The 25,670-nt window shown below is 68.8% G+C and carries 23 protein-coding genes; 12 read left to right on the forward strand and 11 right to left on the reverse strand.

Features of this window, described 5'->3' with window-relative positions; translation table 11 throughout:
• Window positions 1–8 precede the first annotated feature (8 nt).
• Together LOK44_RS18255 and LOK44_RS18260 are read right to left on the reverse strand one after the other, a co-directional pair.
• Window positions 9–509: a DUF427 domain-containing protein gene (locus tag LOK44_RS18255; RefSeq protein ID WP_237571494.1), complete on the reverse strand. Its 501-nt coding sequence runs from the start codon at window positions 507–509 to the stop codon at window positions 9–11.
• Window positions 506–1,195, reverse strand: a complete 690-nt coding sequence (locus LOK44_RS18260) for an MBL fold metallo-hydrolase (protein WP_237571495.1) — start codon at window positions 1,193–1,195, stop codon at window positions 506–508. Before LOK44_RS18260 ends, LOK44_RS18255 begins: the two co-directional genes overlap by 4 nt.
• Before the next feature lie 111 nt (window positions 1,196–1,306).
• Between LOK44_RS18260 and uvrA the strand changes: the two genes are divergently transcribed.
• Window positions 1,307–4,216, forward strand: a complete 2,910-nt coding sequence (gene uvrA / locus LOK44_RS18265) for an excinuclease ABC subunit UvrA (protein ID WP_237571496.1) — start codon at window positions 1,307–1,309, stop codon at window positions 4,214–4,216.
• A gap of 15 nt (window positions 4,217–4,231) precedes the next feature.
• On the opposite strand, the gene LOK44_RS18270 is transcribed toward uvrA, so the two are convergent.
• The gene (locus tag LOK44_RS18270) at window positions 4,232–5,404 is read right to left on the reverse strand and encodes a winged helix DNA-binding domain-containing protein (protein ID WP_237571497.1); all 1,173 of its coding nucleotides are present in this window, start codon (window positions 5,402–5,404) and stop codon (window positions 4,232–4,234) included.
• Between the two features lie 5 nt (window positions 5,405–5,409).
• Entirely contained in the window at window positions 5,410–5,682 is a 273-nt protein-coding gene (locus tag LOK44_RS18275; RefSeq protein WP_237571547.1) for a PspA/IM30 family protein, read from the reverse strand.
• Between the two features lie 175 nt (window positions 5,683–5,857).
• Between LOK44_RS18275 and LOK44_RS18280 the strand changes: the two genes are divergently transcribed.
• The 3 genes from LOK44_RS18280 to LOK44_RS18290 all read left to right on the forward strand — a co-directional run bounded on the left by LOK44_RS18280 (window position 5,858) and on the right by LOK44_RS18290 (window position 9,479).
• Window positions 5,858–6,355: a lipoprotein LpqH gene (locus LOK44_RS18280; RefSeq protein WP_237571548.1), complete on the forward strand. Its 498-nt coding sequence runs from the start codon at window positions 5,858–5,860 to the stop codon at window positions 6,353–6,355.
• 86 nt (window positions 6,356–6,441) lie between these two features.
• A complete protein-coding gene (locus LOK44_RS18285) occupies window positions 6,442–8,184 on the forward strand; it encodes a hypothetical protein (RefSeq protein WP_237571498.1) in 1,743 nt (580 codons plus the stop codon).
• Window positions 8,181–9,479, forward strand: coding sequence for a CHAT domain-containing protein (locus tag LOK44_RS18290; protein WP_372481262.1), 1,299 nt, complete (start codon window positions 8,181–8,183; stop codon window positions 9,477–9,479). Before LOK44_RS18285 ends, LOK44_RS18290 begins: the two co-directional genes overlap by 4 nt.
• Before the next feature lie 4 nt (window positions 9,480–9,483).
• Here LOK44_RS18290 and LOK44_RS18295 read toward each other — a convergent pair whose 3' ends face one another.
• Window positions 9,484–10,101, reverse strand: coding sequence for a hypothetical protein (locus LOK44_RS18295; protein ID WP_237571500.1), 618 nt, complete (start codon window positions 10,099–10,101; stop codon window positions 9,484–9,486).
• Window positions 10,102–10,164: 63 nt separating this feature from the next.
• On the opposite strand from LOK44_RS18295, the gene LOK44_RS18300 reads away from it, so the two are divergent.
• Together LOK44_RS18300 and LOK44_RS18305 are read left to right on the forward strand one after the other, a co-directional pair.
• A complete protein-coding gene (locus tag LOK44_RS18300) occupies window positions 10,165–11,487 on the forward strand; it encodes a hypothetical protein (protein ID WP_237571501.1) in 1,323 nt (440 codons plus the stop codon).
• Window positions 11,484–12,581 (forward strand): hypothetical protein, encoded by a 1,098-nt coding sequence (locus LOK44_RS18305; protein WP_237571502.1) that lies wholly within the window; start codon window positions 11,484–11,486, stop codon window positions 12,579–12,581. The genes LOK44_RS18300 and LOK44_RS18305 overlap by 4 nt, the downstream gene beginning before the upstream one ends.
• Before the next feature lie 6 nt (window positions 12,582–12,587).
• Here the strand turns inward: LOK44_RS18305 and LOK44_RS18310 are convergent, their stop codons facing one another.
• From LOK44_RS18310 to LOK44_RS18325, 4 genes are all read right to left on the reverse strand, one after another.
• The gene (locus LOK44_RS18310; RefSeq protein ID WP_237571503.1) at window positions 12,588–13,697 is read right to left on the reverse strand and encodes a Gfo/Idh/MocA family protein; all 1,110 of its coding nucleotides are present in this window, start codon (window positions 13,695–13,697) and stop codon (window positions 12,588–12,590) included.
• A 16-nt stretch (window positions 13,698–13,713) separates the two neighbouring features.
• Complete coding sequence (locus LOK44_RS18315) at window positions 13,714–15,090, reverse strand: alpha/beta hydrolase (RefSeq protein ID WP_237571549.1); 1,377 nt, start codon at window positions 15,088–15,090, stop codon at window positions 13,714–13,716.
• 88 nt (window positions 15,091–15,178) lie between these two features.
• Window positions 15,179–18,508: a bifunctional lysylphosphatidylglycerol synthetase/lysine--tRNA ligase LysX gene (lysX, locus tag LOK44_RS18320; RefSeq protein WP_237571504.1), complete on the reverse strand. Its 3,330-nt coding sequence runs from the start codon at window positions 18,506–18,508 to the stop codon at window positions 15,179–15,181.
• Between the two features lie 58 nt (window positions 18,509–18,566).
• Window positions 18,567–18,929, reverse strand: a complete 363-nt coding sequence (locus LOK44_RS18325; RefSeq protein WP_163917595.1) for a DUF1844 domain-containing protein — start codon at window positions 18,927–18,929, stop codon at window positions 18,567–18,569.
• 198 nt (window positions 18,930–19,127) lie between these two features.
• Here LOK44_RS18325 and infC point away from each other — a divergent pair, with 198 nt between their 5' ends.
• Genes infC through LOK44_RS18345 form a run of 4 tightly spaced genes read left to right on the forward strand, consistent with a single transcriptional unit; the run spans window position 19,128 to window position 21,202 of the window.
• On the forward strand, window positions 19,128–19,787 hold the full coding sequence (infC, locus tag LOK44_RS18330) for a translation initiation factor IF-3 (RefSeq protein ID WP_237571505.1): 660 nt from the start codon (window positions 19,128–19,130) through the stop codon (window positions 19,785–19,787).
• Window positions 19,788–19,795: 8 nt separating this feature from the next.
• A complete protein-coding gene (gene rpmI, locus LOK44_RS18335; protein WP_163917594.1) occupies window positions 19,796–19,990 on the forward strand; it encodes a 50S ribosomal protein L35 in 195 nt (64 codons plus the stop codon).
• Window positions 19,991–20,048: 58 nt separating this feature from the next.
• The gene (gene rplT / locus LOK44_RS18340; protein WP_163917593.1) at window positions 20,049–20,438 is read left to right on the forward strand and encodes a 50S ribosomal protein L20; all 390 of its coding nucleotides are present in this window, start codon (window positions 20,049–20,051) and stop codon (window positions 20,436–20,438) included.
• The gene (locus LOK44_RS18345) at window positions 20,435–21,202 is read left to right on the forward strand and encodes a TrmH family RNA methyltransferase (protein ID WP_237571550.1); all 768 of its coding nucleotides are present in this window, start codon (window positions 20,435–20,437) and stop codon (window positions 21,200–21,202) included. Before rplT ends, LOK44_RS18345 begins: the two co-directional genes overlap by 4 nt.
• Here the strand turns inward: LOK44_RS18345 and LOK44_RS18350 are convergent.
• Complete coding sequence (locus tag LOK44_RS18350; protein WP_237571506.1) at window positions 21,192–22,445, reverse strand: acyl-CoA dehydrogenase family protein; 1,254 nt, start codon at window positions 22,443–22,445, stop codon at window positions 21,192–21,194. The two genes, LOK44_RS18345 and LOK44_RS18350, sit on opposite strands and share 11 nt — an antisense overlap.
• A 3-nt stretch (window positions 22,446–22,448) precedes the next feature.
• On the reverse strand, window positions 22,449–23,486 hold the full coding sequence (locus LOK44_RS18355; protein ID WP_237571507.1) for an oxygenase MpaB family protein: 1,038 nt from the start codon (window positions 23,484–23,486) through the stop codon (window positions 22,449–22,451).
• Window positions 23,487–23,730: 244 nt separating this feature from the next.
• Between LOK44_RS18355 and LOK44_RS18360 the strand changes: the two genes are divergently transcribed.
• Entirely contained in the window at window positions 23,731–24,624 is an 894-nt protein-coding gene (locus tag LOK44_RS18360; protein ID WP_372481263.1) for an adenylate/guanylate cyclase domain-containing protein, read from the forward strand.
• 8 nt (window positions 24,625–24,632) lie between these two features.
• Window positions 24,633–25,445 (forward strand): rhomboid-like protein, encoded by an 813-nt coding sequence (locus LOK44_RS18365; RefSeq protein ID WP_237571508.1) that lies wholly within the window; start codon window positions 24,633–24,635, stop codon window positions 25,443–25,445.
• The last annotated feature ends 225 nt before the right edge of the window (window positions 25,446–25,670 follow it).

Raw genomic sequence — 25,670 nt, forward strand, 5'->3', positions numbered from 1 at the left:
CCGGCGGGCTACCAGCCCATCGAACCCGGGATGCCCTTGAACGGGCCGACCACCCAACTGGTGATCCAGCCACCGTAGAAGCCCCCGGGCTGCGACTGGACCTGCTCGCCGTTGACGGTGCAGCGGTCGGTCTGCGCCGCCATGACGGCGATCGCTCCCGCCAGCGGCTCGAACCCGCGCGTCGGCGAGTGGTACGTCCACGCGGCGCGTGTGGCCGTCCGCGTCGGGGTCACGAGGTCGTAGTAGCTGGCCCGGCCCTTCCACTCACACCACGACGAGCCGTCGGCCTCGCGGAGGACTCCGTCGGCGAAGGCCGAGGCCGGCAGGTAGTAGGTCGGCGGGTGGCTCGTCTCGAGCACCCGCCAGCCACGTTCGGTGGAGGCGACGGTCTGACCGCCCAGCTCCACGGTGATCGAGCCGCGGAACTCCTCGAGCCGGGGCGGTCGCGGGTAGTCCCAGACCGACTCTTGGCCGGGTCCGGGCTTGTCGGGGGTGGGCCAGCCGCTCACCACCCACGCTCCCGCCACTCGCCGAGGTGCGGGCGTTCCGCCCCGACGGTGGTGTCGTCTCCGTGGCCGGGGTAGACGACCGTGGAATCGGGATAGACGTCGAACACCTTGCGGCTGACGTCGCCGAGAAGCCGCTCGAAGTCGCCGTCCCGCCAGGTCTTGCCGACGCCGCCGGGGAAGAGGCAGTCGCCGGTGAACAGTTGTACGACGCCCCCGGTCGCGTCTCCGCCGAGTGCGAGCGCGACCGATCCCTCGGTGTGTCCCTGCAGGTGCACGACGTCGAAGACGAGGTCGCCGACCTCGACGGTGTCGCCGTCGGCCAGTAGGCGGTCGGGGCGCACCGGCAAGGGCTCGGCGTCGAGTTGGTGCGCGGCGGTCGGGGCGCCGGTCTTGCCGGCGACCTCCTCGAGGGCGAACCAATGGTCGGGATGCTGGTGCGTCGTCACGATCAGCGACAGCTTCGGGGCGTGGGTCGCCACGAGGTCGAGCAGGACGTTCGCATCGTTGGCGGCATCGATGAGTAGGGTCTCGCCGGTTCGGGAACACGTGACCAGGTAGGCGTTGTTGTCCATCTGGCCCACCGAAGCCTTGACGATGGTTGCGCCGGGCAGTGTTCGGCGCGCGGCGGCGCCGGGATCGACGTGGCCGGTGTAGTCGTCGGTGACCAAGATGTGTGAGCCAGTCATGGAGGCCACGGTATCGGGCTCGGCTGAGACTTGTCGGAGGGTGCACATAGCATGGGCGCCGGACGGCTTTCTGCGATGTAGGAAGCGGTATGGGACCAGGAAAGGGATCAGTTGGCTGACCGCCTGATCGTCAAGGGAGCACGCGAACACAACCTTCGGGGCATCGACCTGGACCTGCCCCGGGACGCGATGATCGTCTTCACCGGCCTGTCGGGGTCGGGCAAGTCGTCGTTGGCGTTCGACACCATCTTCGCCGAGGGCCAGCGCCGCTACGTCGAGTCGTTGTCGGCGTACGCCCGGCAATTCCTCGGCCAGATGGACAAGCCCGACGTCGACTTCATCGAGGGTCTGTCGCCCGCGGTGTCGATCGATCAGAAGTCGACCAACCGCAACCCGCGCTCGACCGTCGGCACGATCACCGAGGTGTACGACTACCTGCGCCTGCTCTACGCACGCGCCGGCACCCCGCACTGCCCGGTCTGCGGTGAGCGGATCGCCCGCCAGACCCCGCAGCAGATCGTCGACCAGGTGCTCGCGATGGACGAGGGCATCCGCTTCCAGGTGCTCGCGCCGGTCGTCCGCACCCGCAAGGGTGAGTTCGTCGACCTCTTCGAGAAGCTGAACAGCCAGGGCTATAGCAGGGTGCGCGTCGACGGCGTCGTGTATCCGCTGACCGAGCCGCCGAAGCTGAAGAAGCAGGAGAAGCACGACATCGAGGTGGTCGTCGACCGCCTCACCGTCAAGGCCTCCTCCAAGCAGCGTCTCACCGATTCCGTGGAGACGGCGCTCGGCCTCGCCGACGGCATCGTCGTGCTGGAGTTCGTCGACCAGGAGGAGGACACGCCGCAGCGCGAGCAGCGGTTCTCCGAAAAGCTGGCCTGCCCCAACGGCCACCCTCTCGCGGTCGACGACCTCGAGCCCAGGTCCTTCTCGTTCAACTCCCCGTACGGCGCCTGCCCGGAGTGCACCGGCCTGGGCATCCGCAAGGAGGTCGACCCCGAGCTGGTGGTCCCCGACGGCGAACTCACCCTGGCCGAGGGCGCCATCGCGCCGTGGTCGATGGGTCACAACGCCGAGTACTTCACCCGCATGCTCACCGGCCTCGGCGACGCGCTGGGCTTCAGCGTCGACACGCCGTGGAACAAGCTGCCCGCGAAGGCGCGCAAGGCGATTCTCGAGGGCTGCAACGAGCAGGTGCACGTGCGCTACAAGAACCGCTACGGGCGCACCCGCTCCTACTACGCCGACTTCGAAGGCGTGATGGCGTTCCTGCACCGTCGCATGGAGCAGACCGATTCCGAGCAGATGAAGGAACGGTACGAGGGCTTCATGCGCGACGTGCCGTGCCCGGTCTGTCAGGGCACCAGGCTCAAGCCGGAGATCCTGGCCGTCTCGCTGACGGCGGGGAAGTACGGCCCGAAGTCCATCGCCGAGGTGTGCGAGCTGTCCATCGCCGACTGCTCGGGCTTCCTCAACGCCTTGACCCTCGGCTCCCGCGAGACCGCAATCGCGGGCCAGGTGCTCAAGGAGGTGCAGTCACGGCTGGGCTTCCTGCTCGACGTCGGCCTCGACTACCTGTCGCTGTCGCGCGCCGCGGGCACGCTCTCCGGTGGCGAGGCGCAGCGCATCCGGCTGGCCACGCAGATCGGCTCCGGCCTGGTCGGCGTGCTCTACGTCCTCGACGAGCCGTCGATCGGCCTGCACCAGCGGGACAACCGGCGCCTCATCGACACCCTGGTGCGGTTGCGCGACCTCGGCAACACGCTGATCGTCGTCGAGCACGACCTCGACACCATCGCCCACGCCGACTGGGTGGTCGACATCGGTCCCGCTGCCGGTGAGCACGGCGGCCAGATCGTGCACAGCGGCACCTACAAGGACCTGCTGAAGAACACCAAGTCCATTACCGGTGCCTACTTGTCGGGCAAGGAGAGCATCCCGGTCCCGGACATCCGCAGGCCGATCGACCGCAAGCGTCAGATCACGGTCGTCGGCGCCCGCGAACACAACCTGCGCGGCATCGACGTGGCGTTCCCGCTCGGGGTGCTGACTTCGGTGACCGGCGTGTCGGGGTCGGGCAAGTCGACGCTGGTCAACGACATCTTGGCGTCGGTGCTGGCCAACAAGCTCAACGGCGCCCGCCAGGTGCCGGGTCGGCACACCAGGATCAACGGGCTGGATCAGCTCGACAAGCTGGTCCGCGTCGACCAGTCGCCGATCGGCCGCACGCCGCGGTCCAACCCGGCGACCTACACCGGTGTCTTCGACAAGATCCGGACGCTGTTCGCCGCGACGACGGAGGCGAAGGTGCGCGGCTACCAGCCGGGCCGGTTCTCGTTCAACGTCAAGGGTGGACGCTGCGAGGCCTGCTCCGGTGACGGCACCCTGAAGATCGAGATGAACTTCCTGCCGGACGTCTACGTCCCGTGCGAGGTGTGTCACGGTGCCCGCTACAACCGCGAGACCCTCGAGGTGCACTACAAGGGCAAGACGATCTCCGAGGTCCTCGACATGCCGATCGAGGAGGCCACGGGCTTCTTCGAGCCCATCTCGTCGATCCACCGGTACCTCAAGACGCTCGTCGACGTGGGTCTCGGGTACGTGCGGTTGGGGCAACCGGCGCCGACGCTGTCGGGCGGCGAGGCCCAGCGCGTGAAGCTGGCGGCCGAACTGCAGAAGCGGTCGACCGGCCGCACGGTGTACATCCTCGACGAGCCCACGACCGGTCTGCACTTCGAGGACATCCGCAAGTTGCTCAAGGTCATCAACGGTCTGGTGGACAAGGGCAACACCGTCATCGTCATCGAGCACAACCTCGACGTCATCAAGACCTCGGACTGGGTGGTCGACATGGGACCCGAAGGTGGCGGCGGCGGCGGGACCGTCGTCGCGATGGGAACCCCGGAGGACATCGCCGCCACTCCGGAGAGCTACACCGGTCAGTTCCTCGGCGAGCTGCTGTCCGTACCGCCCGCCGCTCCGGCGGTTGCGCCGAAGCGGCGGCGCAAGGTGAGCGCGTAGCCGGCGGTTCAGGGGTCAGCCGACCCTCGACAGCGGTGACGGGAAGCGGGGCTTGATCCGGACGCCGTCGAGCCACTCGGTCAGCTCGTCGGCCTTGCGTTGCAACGACTTCCGGGCGGCGGCACCGACGTCTTCGAGTAGTTGGACCTCGACGCGGCCATCGGCGTCCTGGCGCCACCCGCCGACTACCCGGCCGTCGGACCACGCCGTCGGCCCAGCGTTGCCGTTGCGGTCGAACACCTGCTCGCGGTGAGCGCCCAGGTACCAGTCGCGCGCCTGCCAGCCCATCGTGGTGACGTCGAGCCCGGGCAGCAGTGCGCACCACGGCTCGACGGCGGGTTCGGGGTCCAGGTCGTCGGGCAGGGCGTACCCGATGGTTCCCTGCGGATCGATCTCCACCTCCACCGCGCCGGTCTCGCCGACGGCGGCCCGCGCCCAGGCCTTCGTGTTGCCGAACCACCAGGTGATGTCGGTCAACGTGGCCGGTCCGAAAGTATGCAGCCAGTTGCGGACCAGCGTGGCGCGCGCCGTCTCCTGGGCCGACGGCTGCGGGACCGTGGGCAGCCAGTCGGGCGTCAGCGCCCATCGTGGTCGCGACGTGGTCCACGTCCCGTCGTTGGGTCCGCGCATGATGCGGCCCTGCGCGCCAAGCACCGTGAGTACCCGCGGTGCGACCGGCGTCGCTCCGCCCCAGGTCTTGCCGGGAGCCGGGTCGTAGTGACCCGCCAGCTGCGGTAGCGCATCGCGCAGACCCTTCGCCCCGGTGGCGCCGTGCTCGGCGAGGTGACCGAGCACCGCGGCCGATGCGGCGGCGAGCCAGGCTCCGCCGTCGTCGGTGACCCCAGACTTCTCCAGGTCCGCGATCAGCCGCCTGCGCTCGTTGTCCGCCACGCGATCGCTGCACGACGGCTGCACGAGCCCGAGATCAGCGGTCGCGAACACCCACAGCGTCCGCCGCATCGCCAGCTGCTTGGCCACCGACCGAGCCTCGTACAGTGCGTGGTCGAGGTCGCAGACGCCGAACTCGGGAAGGCGAGCCCACAGGGTCAGATACGGCGTGGCCGGGTCGGTCGCGTGCAGGCCGACCAGCTGGGCGGTCGCGCCCGCAACGTCCGGTTTCGTACCGTCGGCCAGCAGGTGCCGTCGCGCCAACCGGGCACGCCGCTCCTCGACGGTGAAGCGCCGCACCGGTTCTAGGATTCGTCGGTGGGCTTCATCGACGCCCGGATCTGTGCGAGCCGCTCGGCCGCCGCCTTCTGCCGCGCCTCGTACTGCTCCTCGACGCTGCGGCCCTCGGGGGTCTCGGCGGCGAGTTCCGCGGCACCCATCGACGTGCCGAAGCGGGTCTCGATCTTCTCGCGCACCGCATCGAAGGTCGGCACCCCACTGGCGGTGTAGCCGGTATCGGCCGGTGCCGGCGGGACGACGGGCTCGAAACCTGGCTCGACCGGCGCGGTCTCGACCACCTCCGCGTCGACGGGAGCCTGCTCGTCAGCGGGCGGTTCGGCCGCGTTCGTGTCGGACACCCAGTCACCGTACCGGCCCGATAGTTGGGATCGGTAGCGATCGCAGCCCTCTGTACTGATCACACGACGACGCCATCGGGGCGACGCGAACGAAGGAGCAGACATGTTGATCGGCGTGCAGCGAGTCATCACCGCAGGGGTCGGACTGGTTGCGGTCTCCCTGATGGTGGTCGGGTGTTCCGACGACAAGGGCGAGGCCACACCGGCTTCGAGCGCGGTGGCGGGCAACGGAACCAGCGAGGTCAGCACCAACGGGAGCAGCGAGGTCAAGGTCGAGGGTCAGGACCTCGCCGGCCTCGACCTCGAGTCGGTGACGTGCGTCAAGCAGGCAGGCAAGATCAACGTCGCCAGTGCACCCATCGGGGGCGGCGCGCAGGGGCTGGGTGTCGTGATGACCGACGAGGAGACGCCGAAGGTGGAGTCCCTCGGCCTGGTCGTCGACGGCAGCGCGCTCGCGGTATCGGAGATGGGCGGTATGAAGACCGGCTCGGCCGCGGTGGCCGTGGACGGCAGCACCTACACCATCACCGGCGAGGCGCAGGGCGCCGACATGGCGAACCCGATGGCGGGGATGATCACGAAGAAGTTCGAGATCAAGGTGACCTGCTCCTGACAGTTCACCCCGCAGGCGGCGGACGTGCACGGCACGTCCGCCGCTTTCCCGTCTGTGCACGGGCTCGCGCGACCTATCATCGAGCCGTGTCCATCCCCGGCGACCTCGAGCGGGCCCGCCACCTTGCGCTGGCGGCCGACGAGACGTCGGCCAAGGAGTTGCTGCTGTCGCTGATGCCTGAAATCGAAGAGGCCGACCGCGACGACCTGATGCTCGAGGTGCTCGCTCAACTGGGCGAGCTGTACCTGGTGCGCACCGCGTACGAGGGTGTGCGCGAGGGAATTCGGCGAATAAGGGAGTGCCTGGCGATCTACGCGTCGGTGCTCGACGGCACCGCGGCGCCCGACGTGGTCGACCGCACCACGATGTCGACCGATTCGATCCTGCACATGACGTGCCGCTACGGCCGGCGTGCTCAGGGACTCGAGGTCGGTCTCCTGGCGGCGCTCGGCGATCACGAGGGTGCGGCTGCGGCCTTGGCGGTGCTCGACGGCATGGCGTCGGGGGAGTGGAGCGCTCCCCAGTTCGCCGATCTGACGTCCGAACACACCTACCTGCGGACCCTGGCGCGCATCCAGTGCGCGGCCGCGCTGTGCGAGGACGACATGCACGTCAAGTCGATCCCGCTGTGGCGCAACGTGATCGAGGACGTCGACGGCGGTTCCACGGGTGAGGCCGACGACAACCTGTTCGTCCTCGGTGCCGTCGGCTACGCCAGGTTCTGCATCGAGACGGGGCGGTTGGCCGAGGCGGAGCCCTGGCTGCAGCGTGCCGGTGCACGGGCACAGGCCAGGGGATGGGACCTACCCGTGTCGCGTACCAAGCTCGAGCGCGCCACCGTGTGCTGGGCCCGCGGTGATCAACTCTCCACCGAGCGATTGCTCATGGAGGCGTACCCGGTGATCGCAGAATACGCTCGGGCGCATGATGTCTCGCGGTGCTGGTTGTACTTCGGCCTGACCCGAATGGGGGCGGGGGCGTTGCAGGCCGCCGACGAGAGCTGGGAGCACGCCGAACGGCACTGGCGCGAACTGGGCCGGCCACTGCACATCCACCGGATACTGTTGCAGCGCAGCTGGATCGCGATCATCCGCGGCCGCTACCAGGAGGCCATCGACATGGTCGAACGCGCCCGCGCCTGCCTCGACGAGTCGCCACGAAGCAGTTGGGTCGCCTACGCCCGTCTCGACGACCACCTCGGCACGGTGTGGCGGTCCGACGCGCTGGCCGACCTCGGCTTCGACGGTGCCGGCCACGCCGACGACGACTGGGCCGAGTTGGAGGCCCGGTATCGGGCGTCGCTGGGCGCCACCCATGCCGAACCCGGTAGCCCCCGGTTCGCCTCGGCGATGGACAAGCTCGCGCGGGCCGCCGAACTGAAGGTCCCTGCTGCGCTGGCGGTCGACTCCGTGCGCTACTCGATCACCGATGCCGAGGCCAGGGCACAGTGGGCCGAGTGCATCTCCGCGCCGATGCTGGCCGGCGCGTTCGCCGTCGCCTGGGAGTCGGAGAACACCGAACTCGTCGGCGAGTTGATCGAATACCACAGTGCGCGTGGCACCTTCGCGACCGCGGAAGCACCAGTCGAGGTCGACTGGTCGCGCGTCACGACCGCCCCCGCGCCCATCAGCGACCTGGAGGAGCTGGCGCAGGTCGCATCGGGGCCCAGGATCGACACGGGGCCGTCGCTGACGCGGCTGGGTCCGCTTCCTCCGCTGGCGATGGACCCGACGAGCGGTCCGGTGCTCGGCCGCTACCGCCGGCTTGCGCTCGATCGTTACGGGCAGCACGTCACGACCGACGAGAACGCCTGGACGACGTGGCCGTGAGCCGGCCGACTCTGGTGCTGCGGTTCGCCGACGTCGGGATCGCCACCTACGCCAGCCTTCGCGTGGTCGGCGATCCGTCCCGCACGGTTACGTGGGTGGTCGAGGAACCGCTGCTGCTGGCGGCGCTGGCCGAACTCGACGTCGGCCTGCCGGAACCCATCGGCGACGAGTCGGTCGCCGACGGTCTCGAGCGTGCGCTCGTCACGGGGCCGCTGGCGAAGCCCGAGACCGAGGCGGTACTCGCCTACCGGCTGGGGGTGCTCCTGCTGTCCGATCCGGCGTGGCAGCTGCTGATCGCGTGCGCCTCCGATCCACGTGCGGTGCTGTTCGTGTCACCGAGTGCCCGGCTGGGGCGGGTGCCCTGGGGCCTGCTCGCCGTGCCGTCGGCGCGGCCATCCGCTGATTCCCTCGTACGTGCCCGCGCCGCCGCGGTCACGGTCGCGGGAACGGCGGCGGCCCTCGTGCCGTGGGACGAGGGCGAAACGGCGTCGTCCACCGAAGGCCGACGGTTGATGGAACTCGTCGACGTGTTGATGGCGGTACCGGCGAACATCGCGAACGCGCAGCGGCCGCGGCGGTCCTGGGCCGAGGCGGCCGGTGGTCCACCGCTGCTGATGCTGGACCCGCGGGTGCCAGGCCAGCGGGCTGACTCTTCGTTGGGCTCGGTGCTGGGGCGGCCGGATGCCGACATGCCGCTGGCACGGCACTTCTCGCGGCTGCTTGCCGACGGATCGGTGCTCCCACCCGTCGACGGCGTGGTGGAACTGTTCCGTCGCAGCGACGGCAACCGATGGTGGCTCGCCGACATGCTCGGGCGGCGGCCGTCGCGTCTGCTCTACGTGGGGCACGCCACGGCGGCGGACTCGGGAAGCGCAGATCAGTCGGCGCTGCACCTGGCCGACCCACGGCCGCTGACGGCGGCCGACGTGATGGCGCTGGAACTCGCGCTTCCGCCCCGGGTCGCGTTGCTCGCGTGCGCGTCCGGCGGCGACTACCGGTTCGACGAGGCCACCGGGCTGGTGGCGGCAGCCGTGCTCGGTGGTGCTCAGCTGGTCACGGCCACACTGTGGTCGCTGCCGACGACGGCGGGTTACCGGCAGTTCGTCGGCGGCGACGCCGACCCGATGACCGAGGTCGTCGTGGCCGTGGACCGAGCCCACGTCGATGAGCACGCGGGTTGCGCCCTAGATCAATGGCAACGAGAACGTATGCGCCAGTGGCGATCCGGTGATACCACCGCCAGCCCGCTGTACTGGGCGGCGGTGGTGTCGTTCGCGGTGGACGGAGCGCGGTGACCGCTCAGATGGGCGGCACGCACACCGCGACGGCTCGTTCGTCACCGTGGCGGTAGTAGGCGTCGACGACGCTTCCGGGCTTCACGGCGTCCAGCGCGGTGGCCGGCAGCAGCGCGGTCTTGCGGGCCGGGAACTGACCGCCCTCGGGCTTCTGCACGATCACGTCCAGCTCGACCTCGCGATAGTCCTCGCGCCCGGGGCGGACTGCCGTGACGACGCCGGACGACTTGGTGCCGTGCCTGATGAGGTCCTCGGGTGCGACGCTGCCTGTGCGCACGGCGAGCAGGTCGTCGGCGAGGGTGAGCTGCTCGCGGGCATCGGGGTCGAACGAGACGAGCAGCACGACGCCTGGTCGCAGCCGTGCCGCGACGTCGTCGTCGGCCTGCTGCAGCCTGCCAACGAAGGTCTGCCCGGACACGCTCTCCACCTCGACGGTGATGCGGTCGGCGACCGTGCGTACCGTGCCGATCCCCACGGCGACCTGATTCTCCGGGGTTGACTCGGGTCGGTGGGGTCGGCGGCGCCTGAGTGCGTTCGGGACGACGAGTGCGATCAGGAGTAGGACGAGGGCGAGCAGCGGGGGCGCGATTGCGTAGGACATGCCGATCAGATTCCTCGCCATGGCGCGCTACCGAACCCAACTTTCTCGGCGACCAAACCGGCGCTGGCCACCTATCCTGATGCGATGAGTACCGGGAACGTCGCGGCGTCCGTTGCCGTCGCCGTGCCTCGGCGCGCGGCGATCGACCAGGCGTGGCGGGCAATCGGCGACGGCGTCGAGGTGCTCAGCAGCGCCGACGGCGGGCCGCTGCGTCGAACCGTGAAGCGGATCCTGGACCCGCTCGTGTTGCGGCTGCGGTCCAATCCGCATTTCTCCGCACCGATGCTAGAGCCCGACGTGGCCGCGCAGCTGATCGATGCCATCGTCGACAACGCCGAACGGTTGCGTTGTGCGGCGGCGTGGTTCGCGCTGCTGAAGGCCGAGCGGCGGCGGCTGCGCATCACCACCGGCAACGCCCAGGAACTCTACTTCCCGGTGTGCTTCGAGCTGGCGGTCACCGATGGCCATCCCTCCCAGCGGGATTCGCAGGGCGAGTTCGTCGAGTCCGTACTGCGCGGCCTGCACGACGATCGGGACCGCACGGCCATCGAGGTGCTCAACCGCTACGTCGACGACGAACGCGTGATCGACGCGCTTGGAGCACAGTTGGAACGCAGCTGGCGCGACGTCCAGCCGGGCGACGCGATCGCGGGTCCATTCCTGGCGGGGCTGACCACCGTGCTCGGGACGGCCGACGACCACAACGGGCGAATGGCGCGCCAGCGCGTGTGGTCGGCGTTGATCGGCGACGCCACGGCCTACAACTTCGGCGCCAGAGTCAGGGTTGCCCCGCAGGGCATTCCGTGGTCGATCGTCGACGTCGGCCTCAGTTCGACGGAACCGCAGCGACCGCCCGCGGTCCCGCCGGGCTCCGAGGCCGCCCGCCCGCTGGACCGCAGCGTGGTCGACAGAGTGCGTGCGACGCTTCGCAGGGCGTTGGACCGCGACGAGCTGCCGGACATCCCGTCGCTGTGCGCCGAGGAGGTCGACCGTGCCTGTGCGCCATGGGGTTTGATGTCGGAGGACATTCAGGCGACGCTGGTCGCGGGCATCGAGATCGCGGTCGACCTCGCGCCGTTGAGCGACTCCACGCCCACCCGCTACGACCTCGGCCGCAGCATCCAGGCCAGGCTTCGCAAGGAGGCCTACGTGATGCACGCGCGCCGGTACCTCGTCGAGGGGGAGGCCCTGCACCCGCGGCAGAGGCAGGTGGTCGACGACCTCACCTGCTTCGCGCGGCCGTATCTGAGCCGGCTGTGGGCGCGCCTGCACGGCCGCGACGTGTGGCAGGAGCCGTGCGACGACGTCGACGACGTGCGCGCCCTCCTCGAGGGCGTGGCACGGTCGGTCAGCCTCGACCACCGGCAACGGATCAAGGCGATGCTGGAAATGGAGGTGGCCCGGTGAGGATCGACGCGAGAGCCGGACTGTGGAGCTTCGGGCCCACCCCCGCGCAACCGCCTGCGGTGGCAGTACTCGAGGTGGCGGGGGCGGTCCTCGAGTGGACGGTCGACGATCCCGCCGGCCTCGCAGCCACGCTCGTCACGGTGACTGATATCGCTGCGGCACAATGGCTTTGGCGCCTGGTCGGTGCACGGGGACACAATGCACTGGTCGACGCGCTCGGGGGCGAGGTCGTCGACGATTCCGTCGATCTGCCCGGCATCGAGCTGGACGCCGACGCGCTGCTCCCGTTGCGCCGTCTGGCGGTCGGCCACTGGGCGCGGCGGTGGTGGCCGGGAAGTCTGCGTGACGGTATCCCGACTCTCGATGCCGCACTGCTCGACGCCGAGGTCGCGCTGCTCGCCACGGCGGCGCAGGACTACTTCGACGACGACGCCCTCGACGCCGACGTGGCGGGTCTGCTCGCCCCGCACCAGGCCGCGCTGCTCGCGCACCGGCGCGACGGCGATCCGCGGGTCGTCGAGTTGGTCGATGCATGCGCCGAGGTCGCCGACGACGCAGGCGTGTGGGACGTGGATGCCGCGGTACCGGCTTCCGCGCGCCGCGCCGACTACGCGCTGGCGGCGGGTGGACGTGGCGGCCGCACGCAGCCGTCGGTGGCCAGCGGGGTCGGCTCGATCGACTGGGCGGCGGTTCCGGCGGGGCTCTTCGATGCCGCGGACGACACCGTTCAGTGGCGGGTCGACGTCACCGACACCGGCGCCGTCGCGACGGTTCGGGTGGCGACCGCTGGCACCCGCCCTGCTGCCGGTGTGCCGGTGCGCCTGCGATCGGGTGGCGTCTCGGGGGCCGGGGTCCTGGACGACGACGGCCTGGCACGCTTCGACTTGGCCGGCGACACCGGTCCCGTCGTCGAAGTGGTGGCATGGACCCACGATTGGGCGCCGACCACGGTCAGCGTCGGTGCCGACGTCGATCCCGCTCCCGATGCCGACGTCATGCGGCGGCGCATCCGGGACTACGCCCGGGGGCGACTCGCACGTCCAGGCGCCGACGCGTTTCTCGCGGAGATCCTTGCGGCCGAGGCCGATTACTGATCGCGCTCAGCGCTCGACGGTGGCCCACTGCTCGAGTCGAGCGCTCCGCGCGATCGCTTCGCCGATGAGTGCCTGCTCGAGGCCGTCGTCGAAGGTCGGGTATCCGGGTTCGGCGGGCGCTTCCCCGGATTCGACCGTGGTGTAGACGGCGTGGTGCAGCGCCTTGAAGGTGTCCGGATATCCCTGCGCATGCCCAGGCGGGTAGTCGCCTTCCGTGCGCATCCGGATCTGGCTGGGATCGTCCCGGTGACCGATCCACATCCGCTCGGGGTTCTCCAACCCCCAGTCGAGCGAACCGTCGGAGCCGCTGAGGTCGAAGGTCAGGTGGTTCTTGCGGCCCGGGGACACCTGCGACAGCGTCAGAACCCCTCGCGCACCCCCGTCGAATCGGAGCAGGATGCCTGCGATGTCCTCGGTGGTGACCTTGGTGGGCTCGGTCTCCTGGTCCACCGCTTGGGCGAAGGTCTCCACGGAACGGAGCGGTCGGTGGCGGGTTGGAATCGTCGTGGTGAGATCGGCCATCACGGACTCGACGCGTTGGCCGGTGACGTAGCTCGCGAGATCGAGCCAGTGCGAACCGATGTCGCCGACGACGCGCAGCGACCCGCCGAGTCGAGGATCGAGACGCCAGTTCCAGTCGGTGTCCTTCGACAGCCAGTCCTGTAGGTAGCCGCCGGTGACGAGTCGCACCGCACCCAGTTCGCCGGCACGCACCCGAGCCGCGGCCTGCTGGCACAGTGGGTAGAAGCGGTTGATGAAGCACACCGCGTTCACCAGACGTAGTTCGCGGGCGGTGTCGCGAAGTTCCCGGGCCTCCGCCGGCGTCATCGCGAGCGGCTTCTCGCACACCACGTGCTTGCCCGCGCGCAGGGCGGCGAGTGCCTGTTCGTGGTGCAGATGGTTGGGCGAGCAGACGTGCACCACGTCCACCCGGTCGTCGGCCAACATCTCGTCCATGCCGGCGTAGGGCTGCGCGATCCCCGCCGCGGCCGCCCGCTCGGGCGTGGAACCGACGATCCCCAGCACGCGAACCCCGATGCGGGCCAGCGATTCCGCGTGCACCCGGCCCATGAACCCGGTGCCGACGATGGCGGCTGCTGCTGTGAAGTCGGCCATGCCCGACAGACTATGCCTACCTCGCCGTGGCCTGAAGTCCTGCGGCCGTCGTCGGCAGCGGCGTCGACGGGACCCCCGGTGTACCGATGCGGCCGGCCATCCACGGCAGGGCAGCGGCGAACGCCTGCGAGGCGAAGGGCCAATCGTGCTTACCGGGTTGTTCCACTACGGCACAGTCGATTCCGTGGCTGCCGCCGAGGGCGCACAACGAGTCGGCCGCTGCCTCCTGGTCACTGGTGTGTCCGGTTGCCATGCCGCCCGCGGCGCCGTTGCCCACGTCGTCCCTGACGTCGACCACTGCCGGCGCCGACGGCATGGGACCGTTGACGTCGAACCAGCCGGCCACCCCGTGGTAGGAGCCGTGGCGGGTGATGACGGTGGTCGGGTCGAAGCTCGCGTACTTCGCTTCGCTACCGCCGAACAGCCGGTCGATCGTCTGCTGCTTCGTGCCCGAGTTGGGGCTGAGATCGCCCGCGATGTCCTCGAATGCGCTGAACAGGTCGGGGTGCATCACGGTCAGGTCGACGGCGCACGTGCCGCCCATCGACCACCCCACGACGCCCCAGCTGGCGCTCTCGGCGCTCACGCCGTAGGTCTGCTCCATGTACGGAACGACGTCCTTCGTCAGGTGATCGGCGGCATTGCCGCGCGCACCGTTCACGCACTCGGTGTCGTTGTTGAAGGCTCCGCCGGAGTCGACGAACACCAGCACCGGTGCCTCGCCCGCGTGCTGAGCGGCGAAGTCGTCGACGGTCTTGATGGCGTTGCCCGTGCGCAGCCAGTCGGCCGGCGTGTTGAACTCGCCGCCGATCATCATGATCGTCGGCAGCGCAGGCGGTGGATCGGATGCGAACCAGGCGGGCGGCAGGTAGACGAGTTCACCGCGGTGCTTGAAACCCGATGCGGCAGAACCGATGGTCACCGGGACGACGGAACCGCGGTCGGGAATTTTGCGCTCCTTCTGCATCGCCACGACCGCGGCTTGATCCACCTGGTCGGGCAGCGGGCCCGCGGTCAATTGGCTCCACGCGGTCTGCACGGTGGGGAAGTAGCCCACCCACAGGTTCAACGCCAGCGCGGCACACACCAGACACAGCGGAACCGCGAGCATCGACGCACTTCGCCGCCACCATCCCGCACTGCGCCACCCGGCGACTAGCACCACGAGTGCCGCGCCGGTCACCGTCGTCCACGCCCACAGTCGTCGTGGCGCAGGATCGCCGGCGAGCCCCTGGGTGGTCACGTACCAGTAGGCAACCGCCGTCAGGATCAGGCCACCGACGACCGCGACCGGGAGCCACACGAGCCGCCAGCGTCGGTGCCGCCACCCGACGGCCAGCGCCAGCAGTGTCACGGCGATCAACTGCACCACGAGCGGCAGCCAGCCGTGCATGAGCGAAAGGTGCTCGGCGATCCTCGGCGTCGACGTCGTCACCGCATCATCGTGGATGCCGTTCCTGGGGACCGGCTGTGAAGTGGGTTCAGCGTGGCTTGGCGAGCGGGAACGGTAACGTCTCGCGGATGCTGCGACCGGTGATCAGCATGACGACGCGGTCCACGCCGACACCCAGCCCGCCGGTCGGGGGCATGGCGTACTCCATGGCCTGCAGGAAGTCCTCGTCGAGTTCCATCGCCTCGGGGTCGCCACCGGCGGCCAACAGCGATTGTTCCTGCAACCGCCTGCGTTGTTCCACGGGATCGGTCAATTCGCTGTAAGCAGTGCCCAATTCAACACCCCACGCGACGAGGTCCCACCGCTCCGCGACGCCCGGAATGCTGCGGTGCGGTCTCGTCAGCGGCGACACCGACGTCGGGAAGTCCTTGTAGAACGTCGGCTGCAGGGTCTGCCCCTCGACGAGCCGTTCGTAGAGTTCGAGCACGACGGCGCCTGCGTCCCAGTGGGTCAGGTAGGGCACGCCCACGCGGTCGCACAGCGCGCGCAGGGTGGCGAGGTCGGTGGTCGGGTCGATCTCCTCGCCGAGCGCCTCGGACACCGCGCCGTGCACCGTCTTCACCGGCCATTCACCGGAGATGTCGACGGCCTCCAGCGTGCCCTCGGTCTCGCCGGGTCGCATGACGACCTGGGCGCCGTTGGCCGCCTGCGCTGCGTTCTGGATGAGTTCGCGGCACCCGTGCACCCACACGTTGTAGTCGGCGTGCGCCTGATACGCCTCCAGCAGCGTGAATTCGGGGTTGTGGCTGAAGTCGACGCCCTCGTTGCGGAACGCGCGGCCCAGTTCGAAGACGCGCTCGACGCCACCCACGCACAGTCGCTTGAGGTACAGCTCCGGGGCGATGCGGAGGTAGAGGTCGAGGTCGTAGGCGTTGATGTGGGTCATGAACGGTCGCGCGTTCGCGCCGCCGTGGATCTGTTGCAGGATCGGCGTCTCGACCTCGAGAAAGCCCTTGCCGACCAGGGTCTCGCGAATGGCGTGCAGGATCCTGCTCCGTGCGGTGATGAGGTCACGCGACTCCGTGTTGATGGCCAGGTCGACGTAGCGCGTCCGCACCCGGGCCTCCGGGTCGGTGAGTCCCTTCCACTTGTCCGGCAGCGGCCGCAGACACTTGCCGATGAGGCGCCAGTGGTCGGCCAGCAGCGACGGCTTCCCGGATCGGCTGAGGCCCATGGTCCCCGTCACCTCGACGAGGTCACCGAGATCGATTGCGTTGGTGACGTCGGCCGTGCGGCCCTCGGTCAGGCGCGAGTCGTCGAACAGGATCTGAACCTCACCCGACCAGTCGCGCAGTTGGGCGAACAGCACGCCGCCGTAGTCGCGCATTCGGAGGACGCGACCGGACACGCTGACCGTCACGCCGCTGGTCTCGACGGCCGTGGCGACGGTGTGGCTCGGCGGCCGACCGACGGGGTACGCGTCGATCCCACTGTCCTGCAACGCCTTCAGCTTGGCCATCCGGACCCGGACCTGCTCGGGCAACCGGGGCCCGCCGGCACCCTCGCCGTCGTCGGTCGCGATGCCACTGAGGTCGGGTGCGGTGCCGTCACCGTGCAGCAGGCCGGACTTCGCCAGCGACTCGGGAACCGCCGAGTGGTGGCCGGTGTGCTGCTTGTTGCGTCTGCTGAACGGCAGCACCAGGAAGCCCTCGGCGATCACCGATGCCACGCCGACCCTCGGCACCAGGCGTGCGTCGTCGTAGCAGGCATACCGGGGGACCCACTCGGGCTGGTACTTCATGTTCGAGCGGTACAGCGTCTCCAGCTGCCACCACCGCGAGAAGAACACCAGCAGCGCACGCCACAGTCGCGCGACCGGGCCTGCGCCGAGTTGCGCGCCTTCCTCGAAGGCCGAGCGGAACATGGCGAAGTTGAGCGAGATGCGGCTGATGCCGATCTCCTCGGCCTGCAGGCACAACTCGCTCACCATGAGTTCGTTGGTGCCGTTGGGGGATTGGGGTGAGCGGCGCATCAGATCGAGCGAGACGCCGTTGGTGCCCCACGGCACCAGTGACAGCATGGCGACGACCTCACCATCCCCCGTGTCGCTTCGCTCCTGCACCGCCTCCACCAACAGGCAGTCGCCGTCGGCCGGGTCGCCCAGCCGACCGAGTGCCATGGAGAAGCCGCGCTCGGTCTCGGTGTCGCGCCACGCATCGGCGCGTCGGATGACGTCGGCCATCTCGTCGGGACTCAGGTCGCGGTGCCTGCGCAGGCGCACGGTGAGACCGCCGCGGCGTGCCCTGGTAACCGCTTGGCGCACCGGCTTCATGTCGGGGCCCGACAGCTTGAAGCGGTCCGGGTGCAGGATGGCCTCGTCGCCCAGTTCGATCGCGTTGAGGCCGGCCGCGCTGAACGCCTGCGCTGCCGTCGAACTCGCACCCATCACGCCCGGCGCCCAGCCGTAGGACTGGCACAGGTCGAGCCACGCGCCGATGGCGGCGGGCCACGCCTTCGGGTCTCCCAGCGGGTCACCGCTGGCCAGGCAGACGCCCACCTCGACCCGGTACGTGACGGCCGCACGGCCGTTCGGCGCGAACACCACCGACTTGTCGCGGCGGGTCGCGAAGTACCCCAGTGAGTCGTTCTTGCCGTACAGCTCGAGGAGTCCACGGATCGCGGACTCGTCCTCGCCGGTGAGCGCGTTCTCCGCGCGCTGCGACCGGAACAGCACGATCGCCGCGACCATCAGGGCCAGTGCGCCGAACAGGCCAAGCAGGGCGTTGACGAACACGTGCGGATGGCCTGCGAAGTTCTCCGAGGCCGCGCCTGCGAACGCGCTCACCCGGTTGAGCGCGTAGAGCAGGCGGTCGCCCCTGGCCAGCGATCCCGGGAACAGTTCGAGCAGGCCCCATCCGACGAGGGTGCCGATCGCCATGCCCGCCACCAGCGTGAGCGCCGCCTTGATCAGTGCGCCCCGGCGTACCTTCGCCCAGAACTCGTGGCGGGCCAGGATCAGGAAGGCAATCGCCGCGACGTGGAAGACGAGCCCGACGACCTCGCCGATGTCCTCCATGATCGACTCGTCACCGTCGACCAGATCGAAGACGTTCCACCCGACGGCAGCGACCATGTACAGGACGAGGATCCACCACGCGACGCTCTTGCGGGCCGCGAGCGCGGCCGCGAGCAGTGCGAGCACGAAGGCCCAGGCGAAGCTCGTGTCGGGAAAGTTGAAGATGTAGTCGTTGACGAATTCACGCGGAATCCGAATGGCCCAGCGGATCAACGGTGACACGCTGGCGAGCAGCGACAGCGTGGCGATGATCCCGACCGTCCACCCGGCCGCAGCGGGAACCCACCAGAAGGCGGAGCGGTGCTTGGTGTTCGCCGGCTTGCTTGCCGCGGCCAGGGTCATAGGGCGCGAGGATATTCGGTCTACCGGGGAAATGGGTGGGACTGCGGGGGACCGTGTGTCACCAAACGGGTCCGGTGAACCATTCGCCCGGACCCTTGCCCGGCTCCTCGGGGAACGCACTGGCCTCCTTGAACGCCAGCTGCAAACCCTTGAGACCGTCCCGGATGGGTCCGGCGTGCAGTCCCAGGTACTCGACGGAACCCTTGAGCAGGCCAGCCAGGGCGTTGATCAGGCGGCGAGCCTCGTCGAGGTCCTGGTGTGGGCTGTCCTCCGGGTTGCCGTCGGCCAGGCCCAGCTTCTCGGCCGCCGCACTCATGAGCATGACTGCGGCGCGGGTGATGACCTCGACCGCGGGGATCTCGGCCAGTTCGCGGACGGGCAGTTCGGCCGCCTCGTCGGGGAGTTCGGGATCATCGGTCATGCCTGCTAGACTTCCATGCGCGACCGTCTCGGCATTGGCCGGGACAGCAAGTGGAGTCCCGCTCCCACCGTTGGCCTCACGGCTCAGCGGTCCGGTCACGAACATCGCGAGGTGTTCGTTTCGTGCTTTGCACGGGCGACGTACGTCGCGACCGGTCGGCATTCGGGCCCTGCATCTACGTGCGGGGCCTGGCCCTTTTTGGGCGCCGATGGCGTTGGCCTCCTCGAAGACTACATAGGAGGCCCCATCAGCACTGAGACACGCATCAACGAGCGCATTCGCGTACCTGAAGTCCGCCTGATTGGACCGGGCGGTGAACAGGTAGGAATCGTGCGCATCGAAGATGCCCTTCGCGTCGCCGCGGATGCCGATCTCGACCTCGTCGAAGTAGCTCCAGATGCCAAACCGCCGGTTTGCAAGATCATGGACTACGGCAAGTTCAAGTACGAGACGGCTCAGAAGTTGCGCGAGTCTCGCAAGAACCAGCAGCAGACCGTCGTCAAGGAACAGAAGCTGCGGCCCAAGATCGACCCCCACGACTACGAGACCAAGAAGGGTCACGTCGTCCGCTTCCTGGAGGCGGGGTCGAAGGTCAAGGTCACGATCATGTTCCGCGGCCGCGAGCAGTCGCGGCCCGAACTCGGTTACCGCCTGTTGCAGCGCCTGGGCGCCGACGTCGCCGACTACGGCTTCGTCGAGACGTCCGCCAAGCAGGACGGCCGCAACATGACGATGGTGCTGGCACCGCACCGCGGCGCGAAGACTCGCGCCAAGGCGGCGCACGACGCAGACACACCCGCCGGCCAACGCGGCAGCGCGCAGGCCGACGAAGCACCGACCGATCCACCACAGAACTGAGGACTCTCATGCCCAAGGCCAAGACCCATAGCGGCGCATCGAAGCGGTTCCGCAAGACCGGAACCGGCAAGATCGTGCGGCAGAAGGCCGGCAAGCGCCACCTGCTCGAGCACAAGGCGAGCAAGCGCACCCGCCGCCTCGACGGGCGCACCACCGTCGCGGCGAACGACACCGCCCGCGTCACCAAGATGCTCAACGGCTGACCTTGCCTGCAGGCCTTCGTGGCCTCCCACCTGACCGATCGAGAATAGGAACACCCCCATGGCACGCGTGAAGCGCGCACTCAACGCCCAGAAGAAGCGGCGTACCGTCCTCAAGGCCTCGAAGGGCTACCGCGGCCAGCGGTCACGCCTGTACCGCAAGGCCAAGGAGCAGCAGCTCCACTCCTTGACCTACGCCTACCGTGACCGCAAGGCGCGCAAGGGTGACTTCCGCAAGCTGTGGATCTCCCGCATCAACGCCGCGGGCCGCGCCAACGGGATCACCTACAACCGGCTGATCCAGGGTCTCAAGGCCGCGGGTGTCGAGGTGGACCGCAAGAACCTCGCCGAGATCGCCGTGAGCGATCCGGCCGCGTTCACCGCCCTCGTCGAGGTCGCCAGGAAGGCGCTTCCCGAGGACGTCAACGCTCCGTCGGGCGAAGCCGCCTGACACCGCTGACCGAGAAGTCCAATCGGGTAGCTGCGGCGATCAAGCTGCAGCGTCCCGTTGGACGCCGCCACGCCGCACGCTTCCTCGCCGAAGGTTCCAACCTCGTCGAGTCGGCGTTGCGGCGTGGTCTCGTTGACGAGGTCTTCGTCACCGAGGTCGCCGCCGACCGGTTTCGCGACCTCCTCATCGACGCCCCGGTTCACCTGGTGACAGATCGCGCTGCAAAGGCGTTGTCGGACACCGTCACACCGGTCGGTCTGGTGGCGGTGTGCCGCATGCCGGAGGTGACGCTCGCCTCAGTGCTGGCAGCGCCTCGACTGGTGGCCGTCGCGGTCGACACCGCCGACCCTGGCAACGCGGGAACGCTGATCCGGCTCGCCGACGCCCTGGGCGCCGACGCCCTCATCCTGGCCGGCGACAGCGTCGATCCCTACAACGCGAAGTGTCTTCGCGCGTCGGCGGGCAGCATCTTCTCGGTGCCCGTCGTCGACGTGCCGGACACCCTCGCGCTGATATCCGAACTGGTGCACGCGGAGCTGGTGGTCATGGCCGCGACGCTCGACGGCGAGACGTCGCTCGACGACGTGAGACTCGACGTGCCGACGGCGTGGCTGTTCGGCTCCGAGGCGCACGGTCTGCCCGTCGAGGTCGCCGCAGCGGCCGACGTCCGCGTGCGGATCCCGATGGCCGGTGGCGCCGAGAGCCTCAACGTCGCGGCCGCAGCGGCGATCTGCCTGTACCAGAGCGCCAGGGCTACCCGCTGAGCAGTCCTCGCGCCACGTGCGTGATCTGAACCTCGTTACTGCCTGCATAGATCATCAGCGACTTCGCGTCGCGCGCGAGCTGTTCGACCCGGTACTCGGTCATGTAGCCGTTGCCACCGAAGATCTGAATGGCGTCCATCGCGACATCCGTTGCCGCCTGCGAGCAGTACCACTTCATCGCAGAAGCCTCGGCGAGCGAGATCGGGGTGCCGGTCTGGGCGGCCTCGATGACGCGGAAGAGCATGTTGCGCACGTTCATCCGCGCCACTTCCATCGTCGCCAGCTTGAGCTGAATGAGCTGGAACTGACCGATTTCCTGGCCCCACAGCTTGCGTGACTTCGCGTAGTCGACAGACAGTCGCAGACACTCCTCGATGACGCCGAGCGCCATCGCGGCGACTCCGATGCGCTCGGAGGAGAAGTTCGACTTCGCGCTGTCGCGCCCGTCGCCGGAGGCGTTCTGCTCCGTCTCACCGAGGAGCCGGTCGCGTCCGAGGCGCACGTCGGTGAAGAACAGTTCACCGGTTCGCGAGCTGTGAATGCCCATCTTGCGCATGGGCTTCGACTGCACGAAGCCGTCCATGCCCTTGTCGAGGACGAAGGTGAGGACCTTGCGCTTGCGCTTGTCCACGCTGCGGTCGCCATCGTCGAGCTTCGCGTAGACCACCGTCACGTCGGCATCGGGACCGTTGGTGATGAACGTCTTCTGCCCATTGAGGACGTAGTCGCCCGACCCATCGGTGGCACGAACCACATTGGTCGTCATACCGCCGAACGCATCGGAGCCGGAGTCGGGTTCGGTGATTGCCCAGGCGCCCACCTTCTCGTAGGTCACCAGTTCAGGCAGCCAGCGCTCCTGCTGCGCCAGGGTGCCCCGGGAGGCGATGGTGGGCACGGTGAGTCCCAGGCTGACGCCAAGGCCGGTGACGACTCCCATGCTGACCCGGCACAGCTCGCTGATGAGCACGAAACCCATGCCTGCCTGGTCGCCGCCGCCGCCGAACATGCCGCCGGATGCCGACTTGCCTTCCGATTCCGACCCATCGCGCATCTTGGCCAGCCGCCGCTCGAGCGATTCCTTGGCCATCGCGTCGATGCCGAACGTGCTGAACAGCTTTCGGATGATGGGGTAGGGCGGCATGTCGCCGCTCTCGAGGTCGTCGAGGTGCGGCCTGATCTCCTTGTCCACGAAGTCGCGAACGGCGTCGCGTACGGCGAGGTCGACCTCGGACCATTCGAGCATGTGTCAGGCTGCCTTTCGTCGGTCATTCGTATGTCGGTCGCGCGCGGGCCGCAGCCCGGCGAGGGAGAACGTGGTGTGCACCAGTGACCCGGCTCGTTCCATCATCGACCTGGACGGCGGTACGTAGTGCACCGGCAGTCCGCGACGGTCCCGGGGTGGGGCGGTGAACGATGGTGCCTCGGCCAACGGCGCGTCGGCGGGTAGCCGGCCTGCGGCGCGGCGGTAGGCGGCCAATGCTCGCGGATGCAGCCGGATCTCGTCGGGCACTGCGACGAAAGCGAGTTCGATCGCCTTGCCCAACAGGCGTAGCAGCACCTCGTCGCCGGGCGTCCACCGCAAGCCGGCCTTCTCGCGCACCGCGGGGTCGAACAGGCCGGCGGCGATCCAGCGTTGTCCGGCCACCAACGGTTTGAATGCCTGGTCCCACAAAGTGGTTGGCACGGGAACGAAGGCCGGTTTGGGGATGCGGATGTTCAGCACGTCGCGTGCGGCGCGACTCAGTTCGAGGTCGTCGCGGCAGGTGCGGTCCCAGTACTCGCAGAACTCCTCCCACGTTCCGGGTACCGGTCTCGTGCTCATGCCGTACATCCGGTACCACTGGACGTGCTCGTCGAACAGTTGCCGCTTCTCCGCGTCGGTGAGACCGCCGCAGAAGTACTCGGCGCACTTGACGATCAGCATGAAGAACGTGGCATGCGCCCAGTAGAACGTCTCGGGGTCGAGCGCGTGATAGCGCCGGCCGGCGGAGTCGACGCCCTTGATCGTGTCGTGGTAGCCGCGGATCTGCGCGCCCGTGTCGGCCGCTCGCTCACCGTCGTAGACGACCCCCATGATCGGGTAGACCGACCGTGCAACGCGTTGCAGCGGCTCGCGCAGCAGGATCGAGTGGTCCTCGACGCCCGCGCCGAGCCCCGGGTGCATGTTCTGGATTGCGCCGATCCACACGCCCAGGAGCCCGGTGCGCAGATCGCCGAAGTACTTCCAGGTGAGGGACTCGGGCCCGAGTGGGGCAGCGGTGTCGTCGACCTTCGTTGCGGTCATGTGTCCTCCGCCGGTGCCCAGGGTGCCTGTCGGTCACACTATTCCTGACAACGGGCGTTGTCCACGGCCCTCGGGCACTGCTGCGCAACGGTGGCTGGACCGATGCCAGGTTGCGACGTCGGGGTGTGAGCTGGGTCTAGCCCCTCGCGAATCAAGATCGCCTGACCAGCGCCTTCGCTAGTCGCCAGGGTGCCGGGCGTCGACGTCGTTGCCGGTCGATCCGGGCGCCACCTAGGGTTGAGTAGTGGATGTCGAATCGTCGGATGACCGGTCCGACGGGCATGAGTGCGTCGGATCGGGTTATGGCGCGAGCGGTCCGCTGGGTTGGCTCAAGTCCACCAATCACAGCCCCGGCGTCGTCGACTTCGTCAGGCGGGCCCGTCGCGCGCTGCCCGGCGACCCGGATTTCGGTGATCCGTTGTCGGCGGCGGGGGTTGGTGGCCCACGTGCGGCAGCGCGTGCAGCCGACCGCATTCTGGATCGGCATGCCGCTTCCCGCGAGGTGAGCCTCGGCGCGCTGCAGGTGTGGCAGGCCCTCACCGAAAGGGTGTCGGGACGTCCCGCCTACCGCGAGGTGACCCTGGTGTTCACCGACCTCGTGGGTTTCTCCGACTGGTCGCTGTCCGCGGGTGACGACGCGACGCTGCGATTGCTGCGACGCGTGGCCCAGGTGATGGAGCCGCCGCTGCTGGCGGCCGGTGGCCAGATCGTCAAGCGGATGGGTGACGGCGCGATGGCGGTATTCGCCGACCCGACGACCGCGGTACGCGCCGTGGTCGACGCGCTGGAGGCCGTCAAAACCGTTGAGGTCGAGGGATATACGCCGCTGATGCGCGCGGGCGTACACACCGGCCGACCGCAGCGCATCGGTTCCGACTGGCTCGGCATCGACGTGAACATCGCTGCGCGCGTCATGGAGCGCGCCACCAGAGGCGGGCTCGTGGTGTCGCAGACGACTCTCGACGAGATCTCGGAGGACGATCTGCAGGCACTCGGGTTGACGGTCAAGCGGATACGCAAGCAACTCTTCGCGCCGAAGATCTCCGGCGTGCCAGAGGATCTCGCAATGTACTGGGTGAAGACCCGCAGGGATCTGCCAGCTGACGATGCCCGGGAACGAAGGCCACCGGGGGCATAGTCGACCCGGTGGTGCGTGCACGCATGTCCGGGTGGCGGCGGCTGCGGTCGTTGGGACGGCTGCGGGCGACGCTCCTCTACGGAACGATCCTGGTCGCCGTCACGTCGGCACTCGTCGCGCTCGGGCCGCAGGCGCAGGCCCGTGCCGTCGAGCGCGCGAGCACGAACCTCCACAACCTCAGTCATGGTCATGTGGGGACGCTGCTCGGTAGCGCGTTCGTCGTTGACGCCGGACCCATCGCACTGTGGCTGCCGGGTCTGCTGTGCCTACTGGGCCTGGGTGAGTCGATATGGGGGAGTAAGCAGTTGATCTACGCCTTCGTGACCGGACACGTGGGCGCCACACTGCTGGTGGCCATCGGGCTCACGACCGCGGTCCAGTCCGGTTGGACGTCGGCGGACATCACCCGCGCCACCGATGTCGGCACCAGCTATGGCGCGACCGCGGTGCTCGGCGCCTTGGCCGTCGCGGTCCCGGGGCGGTGGCGAGCCGCCGTGATAGGAGCGTGGCTGGGCGTCGGCGTGGCCGCGGTCGCGGTAGGTCGGGACTTCACGGACGTTGGCCATGGCCTCGCCCTGCTGCTGGGAATGGCAGTGGCGACCAGGTTCGGTGCGCCAGGTGCCTGGACCGGCTGGCGGTTGGTGTTGCTGGGTGTCGCGTCGTGGTTCGGGTTCCTGATGCTCGCCGGCACGGTCGAGGCGATGGCGGCGGCAGCGGCTTGCGGCGCGACGGGAGCGGTCGTGGCCTGCGCGTTGACGGCCGCTCGTCGTGCCCACCTGGGAGCAAGTCATGACCGCTGCGGCGCTACACCTCGGGTCTGACGCAGCGGCAGTCTGAGGGCCCGTTCATCCCCAGTGCCGTGTTCGTCCACACCCTGGTCAGCACCGGTTTTCGTTGCGAACTCTTGTCGTACACGAGTTGTCTTGAGTCAAGGAGTTGGCAGGATTTCCAGGTTAATGGGGTTCAGGTAGGCCTGTTGTGGGGTGCGGTCCTGGATGGCTTGGTGTGGTCGGATGGTGTTGTAGATGACGCGAAAGCGGTGGGCT

This window comes from Mycolicibacterium lacusdiani, from assembly GCF_021916785.1.
Lineage (GTDB): Bacteria > Actinomycetota > Actinomycetes > Mycobacteriales > Mycobacteriaceae > Mycobacterium > Mycobacterium lacusdiani.

Excerpts from the sequence above, each read along its gene's own strand:
- LOK44_RS18310 (WP_237571503.1), bottom strand. The coding sequence starts at position 13,697 with ATGGCCGACTTCACAGCAGCAGCCGCCATCGTCGGCACCGGGTTCATG.
- LOK44_RS18300 (WP_237571501.1), top strand. The coding sequence starts at position 10,165 with ATGAGTACCGGGAACGTCGCGGCGTCCGTTGCCGTCGCCGTGCCTCGG.
- lysX (WP_237571504.1), bottom strand. The coding sequence starts at position 18,508 with ATGACCCTGGCCGCGGCAAGCAAGCCGGCGAACACCAAGCACCGCTCC.
- LOK44_RS18325 (WP_163917595.1), bottom strand. The coding sequence starts at position 18,929 with ATGACCGATGATCCCGAACTCCCCGACGAGGCGGCCGAACTGCCCGTC.
- LOK44_RS18315 (WP_237571549.1), bottom strand. The coding sequence starts at position 15,090 with ATGCACGGCTGGCTGCCGCTCGTGGTGCAGTTGATCGCCGTGACACTG.
- rplT (WP_163917593.1), top strand. The coding sequence starts at position 20,049 with ATGGCACGCGTGAAGCGCGCACTCAACGCCCAGAAGAAGCGGCGTACC.
- rpmI (WP_163917594.1), top strand. The coding sequence starts at position 19,796 with ATGCCCAAGGCCAAGACCCATAGCGGCGCATCGAAGCGGTTCCGCAAG.
- LOK44_RS18295 (WP_237571500.1), bottom strand. The coding sequence starts at position 10,101 with ATGGCGAGGAATCTGATCGGCATGTCCTACGCAATCGCGCCCCCGCTG.
- LOK44_RS18350 (WP_237571506.1), bottom strand. The coding sequence starts at position 22,445 with ATGCTCGAATGGTCCGAGGTCGACCTCGCCGTACGCGACGCCGTTCGC.
- LOK44_RS18355 (WP_237571507.1), bottom strand. The coding sequence starts at position 23,486 with ATGACCGCAACGAAGGTCGACGACACCGCTGCCCCACTCGGGCCCGAG.
- LOK44_RS18260 (WP_237571495.1), bottom strand. The coding sequence starts at position 1,195 with ATGACTGGCTCACACATCTTGGTCACCGACGACTACACCGGCCACGTC.